General features: G+C 62.0%; 9 protein-coding genes. 5 read left to right on the forward strand and 4 right to left on the reverse strand.

The window, feature by feature from the left end:
- Position 1: 1 nt before the first annotated feature.
- Together J8C05_RS02540 and J8C05_RS02545 are read right to left on the reverse strand one after the other, a co-directional pair.
- On the reverse strand, positions 2-1,420 hold the full coding sequence (locus J8C05_RS02540) for an ABC1 kinase family protein (RefSeq protein WP_211422646.1): 1,419 nt from the start codon (positions 1,418-1,420) through the stop codon (positions 2-4).
- 52 nt (positions 1,421-1,472) lie between these two features.
- Positions 1,473-2,108 (reverse strand): class IV adenylate cyclase, encoded by a 636-nt coding sequence (locus J8C05_RS02545; RefSeq protein WP_211422647.1) that lies wholly within the window; start codon positions 2,106-2,108, stop codon positions 1,473-1,475.
- A gap of 249 nt (positions 2,109-2,357) precedes the next feature.
- On the opposite strand from J8C05_RS02545, the gene J8C05_RS02550 reads away from it, so the two are divergent.
- Complete coding sequence (locus tag J8C05_RS02550) at positions 2,358-6,011, forward strand: NHL repeat-containing protein (protein ID WP_211422648.1); 3,654 nt, start codon at positions 2,358-2,360, stop codon at positions 6,009-6,011.
- A 314-nt stretch (positions 6,012-6,325) separates the two neighbouring features.
- Here J8C05_RS02550 and J8C05_RS02555 read toward each other — a convergent pair whose 3' ends face one another.
- Positions 6,326-10,294, reverse strand: coding sequence for a carboxypeptidase-like regulatory domain-containing protein (locus tag J8C05_RS02555; RefSeq protein ID WP_211422649.1), 3,969 nt, complete (start codon positions 10,292-10,294; stop codon positions 6,326-6,328).
- Between the two features lie 184 nt (positions 10,295-10,478).
- Positions 10,479-12,074: a tetratricopeptide repeat protein gene (locus J8C05_RS02560; RefSeq protein ID WP_211422650.1), complete on the reverse strand. Its 1,596-nt coding sequence runs from the start codon at positions 12,072-12,074 to the stop codon at positions 10,479-10,481.
- A 449-nt stretch (positions 12,075-12,523) separates the two neighbouring features.
- Between J8C05_RS02560 and clpB the strand changes: the two genes are divergently transcribed.
- The 4 genes from clpB (at position 12,524) to J8C05_RS02580 (ending at position 18,951) form a co-directional block, all read left to right on the forward strand.
- Positions 12,524-15,160, forward strand: coding sequence for an ATP-dependent chaperone ClpB (clpB, locus tag J8C05_RS02565; RefSeq protein ID WP_211422651.1), 2,637 nt, complete (start codon positions 12,524-12,526; stop codon positions 15,158-15,160).
- A gap of 44 nt (positions 15,161-15,204) precedes the next feature.
- Positions 15,205-15,654, forward strand: a complete 450-nt coding sequence (locus J8C05_RS02570; RefSeq protein ID WP_058866674.1) for an Hsp20/alpha crystallin family protein — start codon at positions 15,205-15,207, stop codon at positions 15,652-15,654.
- Between the two features lie 127 nt (positions 15,655-15,781).
- Positions 15,782-16,498, forward strand: coding sequence for a nucleotide exchange factor GrpE (locus J8C05_RS02575; protein ID WP_211422652.1), 717 nt, complete (start codon positions 15,782-15,784; stop codon positions 16,496-16,498).
- A gap of 155 nt (positions 16,499-16,653) precedes the next feature.
- On the forward strand, positions 16,654-18,951 hold the full coding sequence (locus tag J8C05_RS02580) for an AAA family ATPase (RefSeq protein ID WP_211422653.1): 2,298 nt from the start codon (positions 16,654-16,656) through the stop codon (positions 18,949-18,951).
- The last annotated feature ends 117 nt before the right edge of the window (positions 18,952-19,068 follow it).

Genomic DNA, 19,068 nt, shown 5'->3' on the forward strand with positions numbered 1-19,068 from the left:
TTTATGTGAACCGGCGGACCGTACGGTGGCCCAGAAAGCGCCGAATCTCATCCACAGCCGTGTTGAGCAGACCCTCCCGGCTGAGCAACGACTTGACGTACTGCGGTGCCAGCGCTTCCTGCATTGGCTCAAAGCCATGTTCGATGAGGCTCCAACCGGGACGCAGTTTCGCCGCCATGCCTTCGAGCAGGGAAAGGCTCCGAAAGACATAGACCAGTTCGGCCGGGAGGTTGAGTCCCAGTTCACGGGCTGTCCGCTCGATGGCCAGACCCACGCCCAGCATGCGGTTTTGGGCATCGAGTCCGCGGCGGTGAAGCTGGATGATTTCCTCGATGAAGGCATGAATGCGCCGGCGGTTGGTGCCCGGCGCAACGATGCCGGTTTCATACAGGCCATCCACAAGGCGTTCCCGGTCGCCGTGCAAGCCGGCCGCCACGGCATCCAGAATGGCCGCACGCATCTCGCGCGAGAGGCGGCACACCATGCCGTAGTCGAGAAGAATCAACTGCCCGCCATCGCCGACAAGAATGTTTCCGGGATGGGGGTCGGCGTGATAGACGCCGGCCACGAAGATCATTTCGGCGTAGAGCTTGACCAGCCGGGCAATGAGATCGTCAAAGTCGAAGCCGGCGGCCTGAAGCCGCTCCACATCGGTGAACTTCACGCCGGGGCAGTATTCCATGACGATGACCTGCGGGCCCGACACTTCCGGGTACACGAGCGGAACAGTGACATCTTCCCGGCGGGCAAGAATGCGCGCCATGGTTTCGATGTTCTCCATCTCGGTCGTGAGGTCGAGTTCCTGCGCCATGCCCTTTGAGCCTTCAGCAATGGCTGTGGAGAGCATGCGGGTCAGTGAGTTGGAAAAATGCCGGTCGAGCTGCCGGATGACATAGCCGGCGATTTTGAGGTCAACGGCCATCTGCGCCGGGATGTCCGGGCGAACAAACTTGACGGCCACATCCTGTCCCTGCCAGACCGCGTAGTGAACCTGCGCCAGCGACGCAGCGGCCAGGGCTTCGTCGTCAAAGCGGTCAAACACGGCTTCCAGCCGGGTGCCGTAAATGGCTTCGAGCGTCCGCCGGGCAGCTTTGCCCGAAAGGGGCGTAATGCCGTCCTGGAGCTTGGCGATTTCCTCGATGTACACCGCCGGAACGAGGTCCGGGCGGGTGCTGACAAGCTGCCCCAGTTTGATGAAAGCCGTGCCCAGCGTTTCAATGTGTTGCTTGATGGTCTGCGCCCGCTGGCGATGGGTTTCCTCCGAAACCTGCCGGGGCGGCCCAAAGGCGAGATAGCGCCGCCGGTCACGCACAAAGGCCAAGGTGGTCGGCAGGGTAAGCCGCAGCATGGTGGTCGCCCGCCGGGCAAGCCGCGCCTGCTGCGCAAGCGAGGAAAAACGCGATGAAGGACGATGTGACATAGACGACAAACCAAGGCGACGAAACCGGCGTCAACGGTGAAGCCAACTATTCCTATCGTCCATTACCCGTCGGCAAAGTGAAAGTCATATCTTCAAGCGGGCGCCCGGCCGCCCGGCAGCGTTCCGCCTGAAGCCGGGGATAGGCGTCCGTGAGATAATCGCCGGGACCCAGACCAAGCTGCGCCACCAGCCGCTCCAGTGTGGTTTCGTCGCCTTCGAGTTCCAGAAACCACCCGATGGGGGTTTCGTCGAACATCGCCCACAGGGTCAGTCCAGTGGGGTGCGTAAGGCGGTAGGTCGTGCGGAACTTCTGGTAGCGAAAGACTTTTTCAAAACCGAGGCGTTCGAGCAGCCGCATGAGCGCGCGGCCATCGGATACCGTGAGTTCGATTTCCTCCCGTACCTTTGCCTGCCGGCCCTGTTCCTGATGGCCCTTTGCCTCGTTGCCAGCAGTCCCGGCCGGCGGCCCCTTGTGCGTCAGGGTTGCCTGGGGCAGGTCATCCCGCAGCCGTACCCGAAGTGCCTGGCGGCTGGCCAGCAACGACCGCGTCGGGGTGTCGAACAGCCAGTTGTCTTCAAAATGGCGTGGTGTGACAAGTTCAAGCGTACATCCGGCGGCGATCAGACGTTGGTACAGCTCATCGAACGTTTCACCAGCCAGCTTAATTTCGGCTTCGATGTGCGACATGACAGCAGTGAGCGGAGCGGTTCAACGATGGTTGCCTGAAGCCAAAGCGCCGGTGGGGTGGTGACGGGCGACGGCCGTTGACCGGCGGGTGGTTCATCTTCGGCAATTGTGTTGCCGAAACCCGTCCCGACGTTAGAAAGTATGGGTTGCAGCCAAAAAACTCAATCCATCCGGTCATTTTTGCGTCTTTGCCGGTGATTGTCTGTCCTATCGGGTTTCGAGAGTCATTCGTCGAGGTGAAAACCAGTGATGTCGGAGTCCAGCTATAACCAGCTTGAAGCCGCACCCAACCCGCCGCTGGGGGGGAGCGTTGTCAAATTCGAGAGTGAGGGATTCTCCTTCGTCCACCCGGCATCCTGGCAGGCAACGCACGTTCATGGATTTCAGTACGGCGTTCGTGACGCCAATGGCGCCACCGCCCTGTTCCGGCTCACAACCGTGCACGTCCCCGATGTGCATGAGGAAGAGGGGACTTTAGCCGCGGCCCTCAGTGATCTGCTGGAAGAGCTGCCGGACGTTGTTCAGGGAGACAAATTCACGACCGGCTTTTACACCGGGCTGACCGCCCAACTGGAAGTCCTCTGGCGCGAGACATCCTATCTGTTTTGGGCGGTGGTCATCACCCAGACGGGTGCCGCCCGGCAGGCCGGGAAGCGGGCCGTTCTCATCATGGCCGTTCCGGTGGCGGAGGCCGAAGCCGGGGAGCGCGATGCACGTCTCATTCTGGACAGCTTTGCGGTAGGCGGGCAGCCTGTCACCGACATGCGGATTTCCATGAGCCGGGTCGAGTCGGTGACTTTCGAGCCGAGCACCCTGGTTGAGACCCGGCGTTTGCCCCTTGAGCCGGAAGCCACGACCCCGGACGTGGCAACCCTGGAAGACCTGCCTTCCCACCCGGATGAGCCGACCGAGCTGCCGGACTGGCAGGTCAGCGTCAGTACCCTGACGGCCAGTGAAGGTGGTTACGCCGATGGGCCGCTGGCGGTGGCCCGGTTTTTACGTCCGAATGGCATTGCCTGTGATCCACAGGGAAACCTGTATGTGGCTGACTTCGGTGGGCATCGCATCCGCCAGATTTCGGTGGATGGATTGGTGCGGACGCTGGCCGGAAGTGGCCAGGCCGGCAACCGGGACGACCTGGGTTTGCTGGCCGAGTTCAACGGCCCGCGCGGCATTGCCTATGCGGCTGGGTATCTCTATGTCGCCGACCTCAACAATGCTTCCGTACGCCGTCTGACCCTGGACGGAGCCGTGACCACGTTGGCCGGGGATGGTGTGGAAGGCACCCGCGATGGTGTCGGCAAACAGGCCCGTTTCAAATCTCCCCGCGCCGTCGCCGTGGACGCTTCAGGGACGGTGTATGTGGCTGACGATGCGCGGGTGCGTCGCATCAGCCCAGGCGGCATGGTGGTTACGATTGCCGGTGGCGAGCCGGGGTGCGTGGACGGTCCGGCGGAAGCGGCCCGTTTCGATACCCTCAGCGGTCTGGCGCTTGACCGGGTGGGCAACCTGTATCTGGTCGATGCCGGCAATCGCCGGCTGCGCAAACTGAGTCGGGATGGGCGGGTTAGCACCCTGCCGGTGGGGCCGGACGACAAAGTTGCAGTGCCGGTTCTGCATCCGGTGGCGGTGGCGGTTGGTCCCGACGGCACGCTGTACGTGCTCGATGTGGCTGATTTTTCCATCAAGGCCGTGCTGCCGGGCGGGCAGGTCATCCGCATTGTCGGCGGGCAGCAGGGCATGGCCGACGGTGACGATACCACCGCCCGCTTCTGGATGCCCACGGCGCTGACGTTCCTTGACCATCGGCTCTACATCACCGACCGCGAGCAGCATGCCATCCGTCTCGTCCGTCTCCAGAGCCGGCAGGAAACCAGCGTGTTCGAGCCGGCTCCCACCGGCAGTTCACCACCGTCCGGCCTGCCGCCGGCGCCGGAAGACCAGAAGCTCACCAAACCTTCCATGGCCGTGAGCGCCACCCCGCCCCAGCCGGCTCCCCCGGCGTCTGGTGTGGTGTCTGGTTCGCGCGGCGTGGCTCCCTTCGGCCGGCAAACCGGGTTGGGAACGACGGACAGCGCCGATTTGATCGTGACCGTGGCCGCCGGCGATGGCACGGCCGGTTTCCTCGATGAGGTCGGAACCGCCGCCCAGCTTAGCCATCCCGTGGGCCTTGCCCTCGATGCCGACGGTACGCTCTACATTGCCGATCACTTCAATCATGCCATCCGCAAGCTGCTGCCGGATGGCCGTCTGGTGACGCTGGCCGGCGGCGGCCAACGTGGTTTTCAGGATGGGTATGGGCCGGCGGCCCAGTTCAACGGGCCGCTTGGCCTGGCCGTCGGACGCAACGGAGAACTCTACGTAGCCGACCATCTGAACACGCGCATTCGGAAAGTCATGCCTGATGGCTATGTTTCCACCCTGGCCGGAACGGGAATCTCCAAAATCGAAGACGGTTCCGTAGCGACGGCCAGCTTTGAGGGGCCCAAAGGTGTCGCCGTGGACCTGCACGGCGTTGTGTATGTCACCGATGGCGTGACGGTCCGCACGATTACACCCGACGGAGAGGTGCGGACCCTGGCCGGGCAGATGCGTGGCTTCCGGGATGGGATCGGGGCACGGGCGATGTTCGGCTGGGCCTATGCCATTGCTATGGATGTCTCCGGGCTCTGTTTCGTGACGGACGCCGCCAATCACGCCATCCGCTGTATCTTCCCGGATGGCACGGTCAAGACCGTGTTTGGCGGCGGGGAAGCCCGGCAGTTGAACTTTCCCAACGGTCTCGCCGTGGACGTGTTTGGCCATCTCTACGTGGCCGATACCAACAACCACCGCATTCTGCGGCTGACGCCCAACGGCAACGGCTACACGGCTTCCCTGGTCTGTGGGGTGCGGCGCGGCCGCCAGACCGGTTCGGCGCACGAAGCCGAACTTGACTCGCCACGCGGGATTGTCGTCGGGTTTCAGAACAATCTCTACATCGCGGATTCCAACGCCAATCGCATCCTGTGGGTTGGCCCGGCGTATTCGCTGGCTCCTGCGACGCCAACGACAAACAGCCCATTCGCGCCCGTCGTCCTGCCGGCTGCGGAAGGCGGACTGGAAGACATCGAGACGGTCAGCGACAACCTTCCACCCCTTGAGGCCCTGCATGCTTCCAATTCGCTTCCGTCCGAGGTCACAGACCTGGCGGAACAGATGGAGCGCCACGAACAGGACACCCCGGCCCATCGGGAGAACCTGTCCGGCCAGGTCGCGGTGACACCAGCACCGGCCCCAGCACCGGCCCTGGTTCAGCCAGAGGTGGTGCCCGCCGTCCCGCCGCCTGGACGCCCACGGCACGTCGCCGCCACAGTTCTGGGATGGGGCATCGAGCTTTCCGGCAACAACCTGATCCGAACCGAACCAGACGGTTCACTGCTGCTGGATACAACCTACAGTGCGGAAAACAGCGCCTTCTTTTACCTGCCCTGGGAAGTCACGTCCGAACAGAAGGTCGTCATCGAAGTACGCATGCAGCTTGTGGCCTATGTCGGCGAGCGCGATGCCACCGGATGTGCCGTCTGGTTCGAGAATGACCGCTACGCCGATGCCCTTCTCATTCAACCGGATCGCATCCGGCTGCTGCGGGTCCCGGAGCTGACCTACGCCTGCAATCCCGGCACGGGCATCAATACCTACACCATCATTCTGTACGGTTCGGATGTGCGGGTTGGTGTCAACGGTGTGGCCCGCATTCGCGGGGAAGGTCAGTTTTGGAGGCGCCCGGCGGCGCAGTCCGGTCGTGCCCTGCGCCGCTGGCTGGCTTTCGGGGACGGTTCCTCAACGGCCGGCAGCATCTCCCGGTGGCAGTGTGTGACCTATCAGGTCGTGCCGCCCGATACGGACACCCTGCCGCTCTAGCACAAGGGATTTGAAAACCATTTTCGATTTGAGATAGACTGGCGACAGCTTTCACCTAGGGAGCTGTGGCCGTGGTCATCTGTCGCCGTAAACGCAAGGACAAGTGCTGTAAAAAGTTCAAAAAGTGCGGCAAGCACTGCAAAGGGTGTCCGCGTCTGTAGGCGGCTTTGTCTGGCTGCCAGCTTTGTCTGCTGCCAGCGCAGCTTCCCGCTAACGCCCTACGTCGCGCCCCGCGCCGGAAAATCGGGATAAAAAAACCGGGTACAGGAAAGCCTGTACCCGGTTGGCATGCGAGACGTGCTTGGGTCGGCTGACTAGAACCGCACCTTCAGGCTGAACTGCATGATGCGGGGGCCGCCCACCGTGTTGGTGATCGTGCCAAAATCGCCCGAATCCTGGAGGTCATTCCCCGGCAGGGCAAAGTTCACGTTGTTGAAGACGTTGAAAATATCCCAGCGGAACTCAATCCCGACGCGCTCCGTGATGGAGGTGTTCTTCGCCAGACTGAAGTCCACCCGTTTCTGAAACGGTCCACGCAGGACGTTGCGCCCCAGGTTTCCGTAACCGCCAAGGGGTGAGGCCAGAGCAGCCGGGTTGAAGAACTGCTCGGTTGGCTCAGGCCCACGCCGCCGCAGGTCGCTGATGGTTGCACCGGGCGCGAGGTTGGGACGCCCAAAGCCCGGACGGAACAAGCCCCCGGAACCAAGCCGCAGGCTGGTGAAGTTGGCGCCGTTGGTGCCAACGGAGGAGATTTCCGGTTCGGAGGAAAAGATGCTGAAGGGTGCGCCGGACTGCACCTGGATGAAGGTCGAAAAGGCCCAGCCCTTGACGAACCGGTTGTTGACGCCAAAGGTCGGGAAGTCATAGACAACGGTCGCGCTGAAGCGGTGCGTCCGGTCGAAGTCTGACGGCCCGCGATTGGCGCGCAGATTGCGTGGGTCGCCCTGCGCGACGAAACCGACGTTGGGGGCATCCGGCCGCGCGTTCCCGGCCGTGCTGCCGGGGTCGGCCGACATGTTGTCAATGGATTTCGACCACGTATAGGCCGCAAAGTAGCTCAGTCCGCCGTACGACTCGTTGAAACCCAGCCGCTGCTGCGTGGTCAACTGCAACGAGTGGTAGATCGAGCTGGCCGATGAGGTCAGCAGAATGGCTTCGGGGATGTTCAGCCCCAAGTAAAAACCGCGGGCCTCGAACGGCAGCACCGAGCCGGCGGCATTGGCCACGTTGAGGTCCATGGTGCGCCGTGGATCGCCCACGGGGAACGCCACGTTGGGAAAACCAAAGGCGCGTCCCATACCACGCTCCCGCGCCGTCGCCCCCGGATTGAGGGGGCCATTGGGGCTGCCGGCAGCCACGTAAGCCCGGTTGAAACGCTCATAAATCAGGTCCGGCGTGCTCGGGTCATTCATATCGAACACCGTGTTGAGAATGAGCGCCTGCAACAGCTTCGTACCTTTGGTGCCGATGTAGCGGGCTTCCACGATCCAGTTCTTGCGCAGTTCATACTGCACACCGAGATTCCACTGCTGGATGTAGGGCGTGCGCAGCCGGCGGTCAACAGCGCGGAATTCAAAGGTCTCGGCGACGTTGCCGAAGAAGGGCTGGCCCGTCGCCGGGTCAATCGGGTTGAGTGAGCCGTCCGCCTGGCGCGTGACACCCGTGCCATCCCGAATCTGGTAACTGCCGGTAGCCCCGGCTGTGCGCACCACGCGCAGACCGGGAATGCCCTGTGCCGGGATACCGGTCAGGAACTGGAAGAAGGGACGATTGGGGTCCTGCTGTGAAAAGGCCGTGGTGAACGGCACGTTGCCGGCCGGTGCCGTGACCTCGATTTCCCGCAGGAAAGGATAGTTACTGAACACCGTGTTGATGAAGGCCGCAGACGGACGGTCATAGAAGAACCCGTAGCCGCCGCGCACCACGAACCGTCCGCTGTCAAAGGGCGTCCAGGCAAAACCGATACGTGGGGCGAAGTTGTTGCGGTCATCGTTGATGGTGCTGCGGCTGTTGGCGCGCACCGAGCGGTCAATGGACGTGTCAATGGCCGCAAAGCCGGTTGGCTTGGCATTCGAGGGAACGACAAAGCCAGTGATGATGTTGTTCGGGTCGGTCACCAGGTCGGGGTAGAAGTTGCCAAAGCGCCCCCGCTTTTCACTCGGTGTTCCGAAGTATTCGTACCGCACGCCGTAGTTGAGGGTGAAGTTGTTGGTAAGGCGCCAGTCGGCAGCGGCAAACAGGCTCACGTCGAAGAAGCGGAAGTTCTTCTGGGTAAACCCGTACTGCGTGTCGGCTTCCGTGACGCGCCCGGCCAGAAACTGGGTGAAGTTTTCGAGTTTCTCGAATTCGACTCCCTGTTCTTCGGGCAGGTCGGTGTCAAAGAAGTGGCGCTTGAACTCAGCGCCGAAGCGGAAGGTCTGGTCGCCTTTGACCCAGGTCAGGGTATCGAAAAGCGAATAGGTGTTCTGGAGCCGCTTGTTGAAGGCATCGTTCGGCCCGTTGATGGAGAAGTTGGAAGCGCGTGTCACGATGCGGGGCAGCCGGAAGCTGTTCGTCCCGGAGTCGAAAATGGAAGACGGGTTGAAGGCTTGCAGACTGGACGCATTGAAGGTACGCGCAATTTCATCGGGTTGCACGAGCAGAGGGGTATCCAGGGCGCGGGAGTTGCGCAGCCGGAAGTAGCCAAAACGGAACTCGTTGATGAGCGTGGGCGAAAACGTGTGGACATCCGAAATGGCCACGGAGTAGTTCTGGTCGGCCCGGCGGATGGTTGCCGGCGAAGCCAGGTTTGTGGGTGACGTAAAGGGGTCGAAGCCGGGGAAGTCTGCAAAAAAGAACACACCACTCAACCGGTTGTTGTTGGCAATCTGCCAGTCAACCCGGGAGTTGACCTGGTCCTGGGTAAAGTTTGCCGGCTGGACGATCCGTTCCTGAAGCATGGGGTTGCCACGGGTGCCGCCAGCAGACCCGGTATTGACGTTGCGCGTCGTGCCCGTGGCGCTGTTCGTGAAGGTGACGGTGACACTGTTGCCCGTGACATTGACCGGCAATCCGGGCAGTCCCGTGCCGCTGTCTGTGCCAATAAGACGGGCGTTGGGCCCGGGGGTTGGGATGAGAAAGCCGCCCGTGACCGGATTGCGCCGGTTGAGCAGGTTGAGCGCCACCGGGCTGATTTCCGACGGCAACAGATTCAAGCCCGGATTGAGCTGGTTGACGGCGGCGGCAATCCGGGCGGCCGAGCGGTCACTGCCCACCAGCGCCAGAAACTGCGGCAGGACGGTAATGCTGCTGGCCGTCGGGACGAAAGCCGTGCTGGCCTGCGTCCGCTGGTAGCCACCAAAAAAGAACAGCCGGTCCTTGCGAATCGGCCCTCCAATGGCAAAACCGCCTTCATTGCGCCGCGCGCGGGGGCGCTCGATGCCATCCCGGTTGAAGAAGAAGTCGTTGGCGTTGAAGATTTCGTTCTGGATGTAATGATAGCCGACACCATGAAACTCGTTTGTACCGCTCTTGGTGACGAGCTGGAAGTTGCCGCCCCCGGAACGTCCGGTCGAAGCGTCATAGAGGCTGGTTTGCAGCTTGACTTCCGAGAGGGTTTCCGGCGCCGGTGAGATGTTGCCATCCAGCGAGCCTTCATTGCTGGTGATGTTCGTGGCATCAATGCCGTTGAACTGCAAGCTGGTGCTTGTCGTGCGCGTGCCGTTGACGGCCGGTGAGACGTTGCCGTTGCCGTTGGTGGAAACGGGCGGAAGATCGGCCGCGACGCCCGCTTCCGTCGAGAGCAGGTGCGTGAAGCTGCGCGTCGAGGTGGGCACTTTCGTCAGTTGCTCGGCGTTGATCTGGCGAAAGGTCGCGGCCGTGGTCGTCACCACCTGCAACGGAACATCCTCAGTGATGGTGATGGTTTCGGTGACGGCGCCGGTTTCGAGCTTGACATCAATCGTCCGCGGCACGGCCGCTTCCACTTCCACGCCCCGGCGGTCGAGTTCCCGGAACCCATCCCGGCGGTAACTGATCTGATAGAGGCCGGTCGGAAGCACGGGGATGAGCCACCGGCCGTTGCTGTCGGTTTGTACGGTGCGCTCCACACCGGCGTCTGATTTGACCGTGACGGTGACACCCGGTAGCGCCGCGCCACTGGCATCCTGGACGACACCACCCAGACTGCCGGTGGCGCCCACCTGGGCCAATGCCATATCCCATGCGCCCAGCGCCATGACCACCATGCCAATGGTGAGACACAGCGCGCGCGATAGCCTGCGAGGCAGGTACTGCCTGAACATAGTCCATCCTCCTCAAGAGCCTTGTTGAGGCCGTTAGAAAAAAGCCACGCCAGCGTGGCCTGTCGTTGTGCGTGGGATGGACGCTAGAGAGCCGGGGTAACATTCCTCTGAACAACAGTGTTACGTGTTGTTTCAAGGTGGTTACGCTTCTGTAAACTCGCAATGGATTGCTGCCGCTGGCCTTTTACCGGGGTGGAGCCAGCAGCAGGCGCTGCGCGGCCTGGGCGTCGGGATCGTCCGGGTTGAGGTCGAGCGCCTGGCGAATGTGCACGGCGGCCCGGGTGCGATCGCCCTGGGTGAGCAGAACCCGGCCGAGCAACACGTGGGCGGCCGTGAGTTTGGGATTCCAGAACACGGCGGCTTTGAGTGCCTGAACGGCGGCCGGCAGGTCGCCGCGCCGCTCATGGACACGCCCCAGCAGCAGGTGGGCCTCGCTGTGGTCGGGCGCAAGCTGAATGACCTGCGCCAGTTTTTCGAGCGCGATGTCGGCCCGGTTTTCAAGGAAGGCGGCCTGGGCGTCGCGCATGAGTTCCGCGACCCGCTCCAGTACAGAAGTGCCCAGAAAGGCTTGCTGGCGACTCTGCTCTTCGCCCCGTGCATAGCGGTGAAAGGCTTCGCGGTTGAACCGGGTCTTGACAGAGGGCAACCAGGGCGGCTTGCCGGACGTTTCCCACCGGGCGAAATCCGGCGCATGGCGCTTGGCAGCATCGAGGGCGGCCGTGGCCTCCGCCGTACGTCCCAGTTTGGCATAGACCTTGGAGAGCACGTACCAAGCGCGGCCATCGGTTGCCGTGCGTCTGGTGAGGGTCTCCAGCGGTGTCACCGCTTCGGCCGGACGCCCATCCCGCCACAGGGCATAGCCGTAGTTGAACAGGGCTTCGTCATCGAGCGGCACGGTGTCGGCCGCCAGCTTCGTCAGACGGGCCGCTTCGGCAAAATCGCCCTTCTGCATGTAGGCCACGCCGGCGTTGACGTAGGTTTCAAACAGCGGCATTGGGGTCAGCAGCGCCGTATGTGTTTTGATGGCGGCATCGGTCTGGTTGGTCAGCAGTTGACAGACGCCCAGGTAAAACCCGGCTTCCAGCCCACGTGGGTCAGTCGCCCGGACGCGCTCGAACCACGTTGCGGCTTCACCGTAGCGCCCGGCCCGATAGTGCAGCAGTCCCAGCTCGAAGTATGCCTGGGGAAAGGTGAGTTGGGCGTTGCGGGTCGCATCCTCGATGGCCCGGGTGAGCAGGCGGGCCCGGTCCGCCGGGTCTTCAGTGACGAGCGCCTTGATATAGATTTCGTAGGCGCTGGGCGCGGTCCGTGTCGCCCGCGCAATGAGCCGGTCACGTGAAAACGGCAGCGCCGGATTGCGCTGGTAAAGCAGTTCCCAGGCAAGTTTGCCCTGAATGACCTGCAAATCCGCCACCGGCGCGCTCAACACGTGTTCGCTGCCGACGAGCTTGCCTTCGCGTAGCGAAATCATCTGCGCCCGTACCGTCAGGGTGCTGTCTTTGCCCTCGCCCGTCACGGTGTAGGTGCCGCGCACAAGCAAATCGGCACCCACCGCTTCACCGAGCTTGATTTCCGTGGCGCGGGTCAGCAGCGCTGTCCGTGACAGTCCCAGCTTTTCGTAAGCCAGGTGACATTCATCGAGCGGAACGGCAATCAACCCCGGCGAATCCAGCAGCTCGGCCATGGCGACCGTAAAGCTTTCCCGAATCCAGTTGTACTCCGGGCGCGCCGTTGTATGCTCGAAGGGAAGCGTGAGAACGACCTCCGTCGCTGTGACCATCTGACCAGGAAGGCTCAAACCGAACCAGAGCCAAAACCAGATCAGCCCTGCCCACAACCGCCCGGACGGCCAGCGTCGCCTGGTCCGTGCCTTCTGCGCTGTATCCCGCTTCTGTTCAAACGCCATCGCTTCATCACGGCTGATGACATGTTTCCACTGCCAGCACTGCCAGTGTACTGACACCCTATCCGCCGGCGCGCGGCTGTCCACTTGGCAAGGGCATCCCGGCAAGGGCTTCCCGCGTGAAATGCGCCGTGGCGCGTCGGCCGGGTGTGACCGGCCGTGGTTGGCAAGCGTAACACGTTCACGCCGGTCTCCCCAAAGTTGATGCGAAAATTTTTCTTGACAACGAGTGACTAAGATTTTTATATTACCCGCAGGCTAAGAAATTAGCCGGTTCGCCATCAGGCGACACCCAAAGAGTTGATGTTCAGTGTTGAGGTTCAGTTATGCGTCACGACCAGTTCACCCTCCGCGCCCAGGAAGCCATTGCGGCTGCCGTCAGCCTTACGCAGGAACGACAGCACCCACAGGTTGAACCGGAACACCTGCTCGTGGCCCTTCTTGAGCAGACTGACGGCATCACCAAGCCCATTCTCGAAAAGATTGGGGCTTCGGTGCCGCGCGTGCTCAGGGATGCCGAGGAAGCCCTTGGCAAGATGGCGAAAGTGACGGGCGGGGAGCGGTATCTCTCCGGGCGACTCTCCACACTGTTTGTCAATGCCCGCAAGGAAGCCGACAAGCTGCAGGATGCCTACGTCAGTACGGAGCATCTGCTGCTGGCCATGGCCGAAGACAAGGAAAGCCAGGCCGGGCGCATTCTCCGGCAGCACGGCGTCACCCGTGACCACATTTTGAAAGTGGTTACGGAGTTGCGCGGCAATGAGCGCATCGTGGATCAGGACCCGGAATCGAAGTACCAGTCGCTGCAAAAGTATGGGCGCGATCTGACGGAACTGGCACGCGCCGGCAAGCTCGACCCGGTCATCGGGCGTGACGACGAAATCCGCCGGGTCATCCAGGTGCTTTCCCGGCGTACCAAGAACAACCCGGTGCTCATCGGCGAACCGGGGGTTGGTAAAACGGCCATCGTGGAAGGGCTGGCCATGCGGATTGTCTCCGGGGATGTGCCCGAGTCGCTCAAGAACAAGCGGCTGATGACACTTGACCTGGGGGCGATGCTGGCCGGGGCCAAGTACCGTGGGGAGTTTGAGGACCGTCTCAAGGCGGTGCTCAAGGAAGTGGTGCGCTCCAACGGTGAAATCATCCTGTTCATTGACGAACTCCACACACTGGTCGGCGCCGGGGCCGGCGAAGGCGCACTGGATGCCTCGAACATGCTCAAACCGGCGCTGGCGCGGGGTGAGTTGCACTGCGTGGGAGCGACGACACTCAACGAGTACAAGAAGCACATCGAAAAGGATGCGGCGCTGGAGCGGCGCTTCCAGCCGGTGTATGTGGCCGAGCCGAGTGTGGAGGACACGATTGCCATTCTCCGGGGACTGAAGGAGCGCTATGAGGTTCACCATGGCGTCCGCATCAAGGATGCGGCCATCGTGGCGGCGGCGACGCTCTCAAACCGCTACATTGCCGACCGGTTTCTGCCGGACAAGGCCATTGACCTGATTGACGAAGCCGCGTCGCGGCTGCGGATCGAGATTGACAGCCTGCCGACGGAGATTGATGAAATCGAGCGCGACATCATGCAGCGCGAAATCGAGCGTCAGGCGTTGCAGCGCGAAGACGATCCGGCTTCCCGCGAGCGGCGGGCCAGAATCGAACAGGAAATCGCCGAGTTGCGCGAGCGGAGTGCGGCACTCAAGGCGCGCTGGACGAATGAAAAGGCCATCATCGAGGCCATCCGCACCGACAAGGAAAAGCTGGAGGAACTCAAGCTCGAAGCCGAACGCTACGAGCGTCTGGGGGACTACGCCAGGGTGGCCGAAATCCGCTACGGCCAGATGAACGAGGTCCGGCAGCGCATTGAAGGCAACCGGGCCAAGCTCATCGAACTGCAATCGGCCGGGGCCATGCTCAAGGAAGAAGTGGATGAAGCCGACATTGCCCTGGTGATTGCGAAGTGGACAGGCATCCCGGTGGCCAAGATGCTCGAAAGTGAAGTCCAGAAGCTCATCCACATGGAGGAGCGGATGGGGCAGCGGGTGATTGGCCAGACCCAGGCCCTGCAGGCGGTGGCCAATGCCGTCCGCCGGGCGCGGGCCGGGTTGCAGGACCCGAACCGGCCGATTGGTTCGTTCATCTTCCTCGGTCCAACAGGGGTGGGGAAGACCGAGACGGCCCGGGCGTTGGCGGAGTTTCTGTTTGACGACGAGCAGGCCATGGTGCGCCTCGATATGTCGGAGTACATGGAGAAGCACACCGTGGCCCGGCTCATCGGCGCACCTCCGGGATACGTGGGCTATGACGAAGGGGGGCAGTTGACCGAGGCCATCCGGCGGCGTCCGTACGCGGTCATCCTGCTGGATGAAATCGAAAAGGCGCACCCGGATGTGTTCAACGTCCTGCTTCAGGTGCTCGATGACGGCCGCCTGACGGACGGCAAAGGCCGGACGGTGGACTTCAAGAACACGGTCATCATCATGACCTCAAACATCGGGAGTGGCGAGATTCTCGACTGGGGCGGCGACCCGGAACAGGATGCCGACGTGCGTCAGCAGGTCATGGGCCTGCTGCGCCGGGTGTTCAAACCGGAGTTTCTCAACCGGGTGGATGAGATTGTCATCTTCCATCCGTTGGGCCGCCGGCACTTGTACCGCATCATCGAGGTTCAGCTCGGCCGGTTGCAGGCGATGCTGGCCGAACGGCAGATCACGCTGGAACTCACCGATGCGGCGAAGGAATTGCTGGCCAGCGAAGGTTTTGACCCCACCTATGGCGCGCGCCCGCTCAAGCGTGCGCTTCAGAACCTGCTCCAGAACCCGCTGGCCCTGAAGTTACTCGACGGGACTATCCGCGATGGACAGACCGTCCGGGTAGATGTCAACGAAATGGGCGATGCGTTCACCTTCACCCCGGTCGCCAGCGCGGCAGCGGCCGGGACCACGGCCGGGGTGGCGAACGCCTAGCCAACTCAGATCAACGTCATCATGACTTTGGAGGTTAGCAAGCCATGACACTGCAACGCTTGGATCCTTTCCGTGACATCGTCAATCTGCGCAACCAGATGGATGCCCTTTTCAGCGAAATGGGGCTGTTGCCGCGGGCGGCCGGACAGGCGGAAGCCGCTGCCACGTGGTCGCCGGCGGTGGACATCTATGAGACGGACAAGGAAATCGTCCTCAAAGCTGAACTGCCCGACATCAAGCAGGAAGACATCCGCGTCAGTGTGGATAACAACCGGTTGTCCATCACAGGCGAGCGGAAGTTCGAGTCGGAGGTCAAGCGTGAAAACTACCACCGCATCGAGCGGTCGTACGGCACGTTTGCCCGTACCTTCACCTTGCCGCCGACGGTGGATCAGGACAACATCCGGGCTGAATACAAACAGGGTGTGCTGACCGTTTCCCTGCCGAAACGGGAAGTGGCCCAGGGCAAGAACATCGCCATTCAGGTCAACTGACGGCTGGCTTGCCGCCGTTGGATTGAAACCCGTGGCGTGATAGCGTTTTATGAACGGTGAGCTGCCGGGCGGCTCACCGTTTGCAGAATGGAAAGAAGATTCCACACCAAGGAGCGAAGAGCCAGGCATGAGCGACGAACCACGCGAAACCGCCGGTGCGGAGGCGCCGGTCGTGAACGTGACCGACAGGCGCCGTCTGTATATGGACACGATGGAGACGTCCGCCGACACGGCTTCGTCCGTGGAATCCTCCGTGGACACCGCATCTGTGGAAGCCGCCGCGGAAGCGCCGGCTGACGCCTCCCAGGCGGCACTGCCCACCGTGCAACAGCTTCAGATGCAGCTTCGGGAGCGCGACGCCCAACTGGCGCGCTTGCGGGCGCAGGTCGTTGAATTCGAAGCCAAAACCCAGGAAGAATTGCGTGAGACCCGCCGCCGTCTGGAGCGGACCGTCGAGCAGCGGGTGCTGCACGCGCGGCAGGCCCTGCTCGAAGACTGGCTGGCCGTGTTTGACAACCTCGACCTGATGGTGGCCGGGGCGGAGAAAGCCACCAAAGAAGACCTGCTGACCGGGATTGTGGCCATGCAGCGGATGCTCAGCCAGACGTTGCAGCGGCACGACGTGGAACGGATTGAAGCCGTCGGGCAGCCGTTTGATCCCCAGCTTCACGAAGCCATTGAAACCCTGACGGTCGCACCTGAACAGGATGGACAGGTTGTGGCCCAGACCCGTCCGGGCTACCGTCTGGGGACGCACCTGATTCGTCCGGCGCTGGTCTCGGTCGGGCGGGCTGAAACCTCGTCGGCGGTCCTTTCGGAAGCGGACGTTCCGGCGAACATTTAGGAAAAGAACCGTTCGCGGCAACGGCCGCCTATGGTATTCTCAGCGCTGTAGTTCACCTGCTCCCCGGATGGCGTCCCGCTGTGTCTTCAACCGGGGTTGGTCGGCTGGAGACACATCCCACAACAACGATCACATCATCCTCACCGAGGCACGCTATGATTGACTTTGGCGATTTCGCAGACCGGTTTTCAGAAAGCGGACAGCGCGTCATGCGCCGCGCCTACGAGGAATCGAAGAACCGCGAGCATAATTTTCTGGCGCCAGAACACATTTTCCTGGCCCTGACGGAAGTCGAGCGTCCCCTGATCAACGAGATCATGCAGAGCCTCAACCTCGACCCGCAGGCCATTCGCAATGCGCTCGATGGACGGCTTTCCATCCAGCGGCAGTTCGTGGGCAAGCGGATGAAGCTCCACGATGCCACGCGCGACATCCTCAACAAGGCCATGCGTCGGGCGCGTCAGAACGGACGGCAGGCGATTGACTCAACTGACCTGCTCATTTCCCTGTTTCAGGATGAAGATGGTGTGACAGCATCCGTACTCCGGCAGTTCGGGGCTGACCCGCAGGAAGTCGTCGAGCGGGTGGGCATGCGGCTCAAATCGCGTGAGGAGCGCGAGGCCCGCATCAGCCGCAAGTTCGAGCTGCCACCCTACATCAAGCACTTTGGAACGAGCCTCAACAAGCTGGCCCGCGAGGGCAAGCTGCCGCCGGTCATCGGCCGGGAGCGGGAAATCCAGCAGATGATTGAAATTCTCTGCCATCGGGAGCGCGCCAACTCACCTATTCTGATTGGTGAGCCGGGGGTGGGGAAAACGGCGGTGGTCGAAGGGCTGGCCCAGATGATCGAACTCGAACCGGACCGTGTGCCACGCCGTCTGCGCAACGCCCATATCGTCTCCATGCAAATCTCGAATGTCGTGGCCGGCACGATGCTGCGCGGCATGTTTGAAGAGCGCATCCAGGGCGTCATCAATGAAGTCAAGGAGCGGGAAAACCTCATTCTGTTCATTGATGAAGTCCATACCATCATCGGGGCCGGCTCGGCGATGGGCGCAGCCGCCGATGCCGCCAACATGTTCAAGTCGGCGCTGGGGCGCGGTGAACTGCGGATCATCGGCGCGACGACCACGACGGAATACAAGGAGTACATTGCCGAGGATGAAGCCTTGGCGCGTCGTTTCCGAACGGTATTCATTGCCGAGCCAAGTATCGAGGACACGCGCAAGATTTTGCAGGGCGTGCGTCCGCGTCTGGAGCAGAACTACTCGGTGCAGATTTCGGACGAAGCGCTCGAAACGGCCCTCGAAATGGCCCCGCGCTACATTCGCAGCCTGCACATGCCGGACAAGGTCATCGGCTGGCTGGATACGGCTTCGGTCAAGGTGGAAATCAATCAGCCGGAAGAGCCGCTTGTGCTCAAGCAGCATGTCATTGATGTCATTGCGCAGGAATCGCGCATCCCACACGATATGATCTTCCGCGAAACGACCGAACGCTTTGCCAATATGGAAGCCGAGCTGGCCAAGCGCGTCATCGGTCAACGCGAAGCCGTGGAGAGTGTCGCCCGCCGGCTCCGCCTCAACAAGGGGCCGCTCAAGGAAAACTTCTACAAGCCGGATGGCGTGTTGTTGTTCCTCGGCCCGACGGGCGTCGGCAAGACGGAACTGGCCAAAGCCGTTGCCGAGTTTATGTTTGGCGACGAGCAGAAGATGATTCGGATTGACATGTCGGAGTACCAGGATGGCGTTGTGGCCGTGGAGAAACTCATCGGCATGCCGCGTGGGATTGTCGGCTCGGAGCGGGGTGGGATTCTCACCGAACGCCTGCGCGACAACCCCTACACCGTCCTGCTGCTTGACGAAATCGAAAAGGCGTCGCCCTACCTGCTCAACCTGTTCCTCCAGGCTTTTGACGAAGGCTGGCTGACGGATGGCCGCGGCAAGAAGGTGTATCTGTCCGATGCCATCATCATCATGACATCGAACCTGGGCAGCGAGAACTTCAAAAAGTACATGAAGCCACTTGGCTTCGGCGTCAAGTCGCTGGGCGACATGAAGGAAATCAAAAATGAAGTGCTCAAGGCCGCCGAAACCCGTTTCTCGCCGGAGTTTCGGAACCGCATTGACGAAATTGTGGTCTTCTCGCCGCTGACGCAGGACGAGGTGCGGCAGATTGCCGTTCTCTACCTCAACAAGATCACACGGCAGATGGCGAAGTTTGGCAAATCGCTGCAGGTCACCGACGCCGCCATTGACCAGCTCGTGCAGCAGGGCTTCAGCCCGGCATACGGGGCGCGCTTCCTCAAGCGGACCATCGATGAGAAGGTCAAGCTGCCCATCACCCTGCGGTGGAATGCCGTCAATGCTTTCACTGTGGATGCGCGGGATGGGCAGGTGGTCGTGACGGAAGAACGTACGGAAGCCAGCCCGGCTCCGTTTTCAGTCAACTAGCCCTTCCGAAACCGGCCGGGTGCACACAAACCGAACCCGGAAGTACGCAATCCAAAGGGGATGCCACGTGGCATCCCCTTTCTCGTGCCTGGGAGCTGTCTCCGCTGCCGGCTTCTG

Origin of the sequence: Chloracidobacterium sp. N (assembly GCF_018304765.1) — a bacterium.
Lineage (GTDB): Bacteria > Acidobacteriota > Blastocatellia > Chloracidobacteriales > Chloracidobacteriaceae > Chloracidobacterium > Chloracidobacterium aggregatum.

Excerpts from the sequence above, each read along its gene's own strand:
- J8C05_RS02540 (WP_211422646.1), bottom strand. The coding sequence starts at position 1,420 with ATGTCACATCGTCCTTCATCGCGTTTTTCCTCGCTTGCGCAGCAGGCG.
- J8C05_RS02545 (WP_211422647.1), bottom strand. The coding sequence starts at position 2,108 with ATGTCGCACATCGAAGCCGAAATTAAGCTGGCTGGTGAAACGTTCGAT.
- J8C05_RS02550 (WP_211422648.1), top strand. The coding sequence starts at position 2,358 with ATGTCGGAGTCCAGCTATAACCAGCTTGAAGCCGCACCCAACCCGCCG.
- J8C05_RS02555 (WP_211422649.1), bottom strand. The coding sequence starts at position 10,294 with ATGTTCAGGCAGTACCTGCCTCGCAGGCTATCGCGCGCGCTGTGTCTC.
- J8C05_RS02560 (WP_211422650.1), bottom strand. The coding sequence starts at position 12,074 with ATGGTCACAGCGACGGAGGTCGTTCTCACGCTTCCCTTCGAGCATACA.
- clpB (WP_211422651.1), top strand. The coding sequence starts at position 12,524 with ATGCGTCACGACCAGTTCACCCTCCGCGCCCAGGAAGCCATTGCGGCT.
- J8C05_RS02570 (WP_058866674.1), top strand. The coding sequence starts at position 15,205 with ATGACACTGCAACGCTTGGATCCTTTCCGTGACATCGTCAATCTGCGC.
- J8C05_RS02575 (WP_211422652.1), top strand. The coding sequence starts at position 15,782 with ATGAGCGACGAACCACGCGAAACCGCCGGTGCGGAGGCGCCGGTCGTG.
- J8C05_RS02580 (WP_211422653.1), top strand. The coding sequence starts at position 16,654 with ATGATTGACTTTGGCGATTTCGCAGACCGGTTTTCAGAAAGCGGACAG.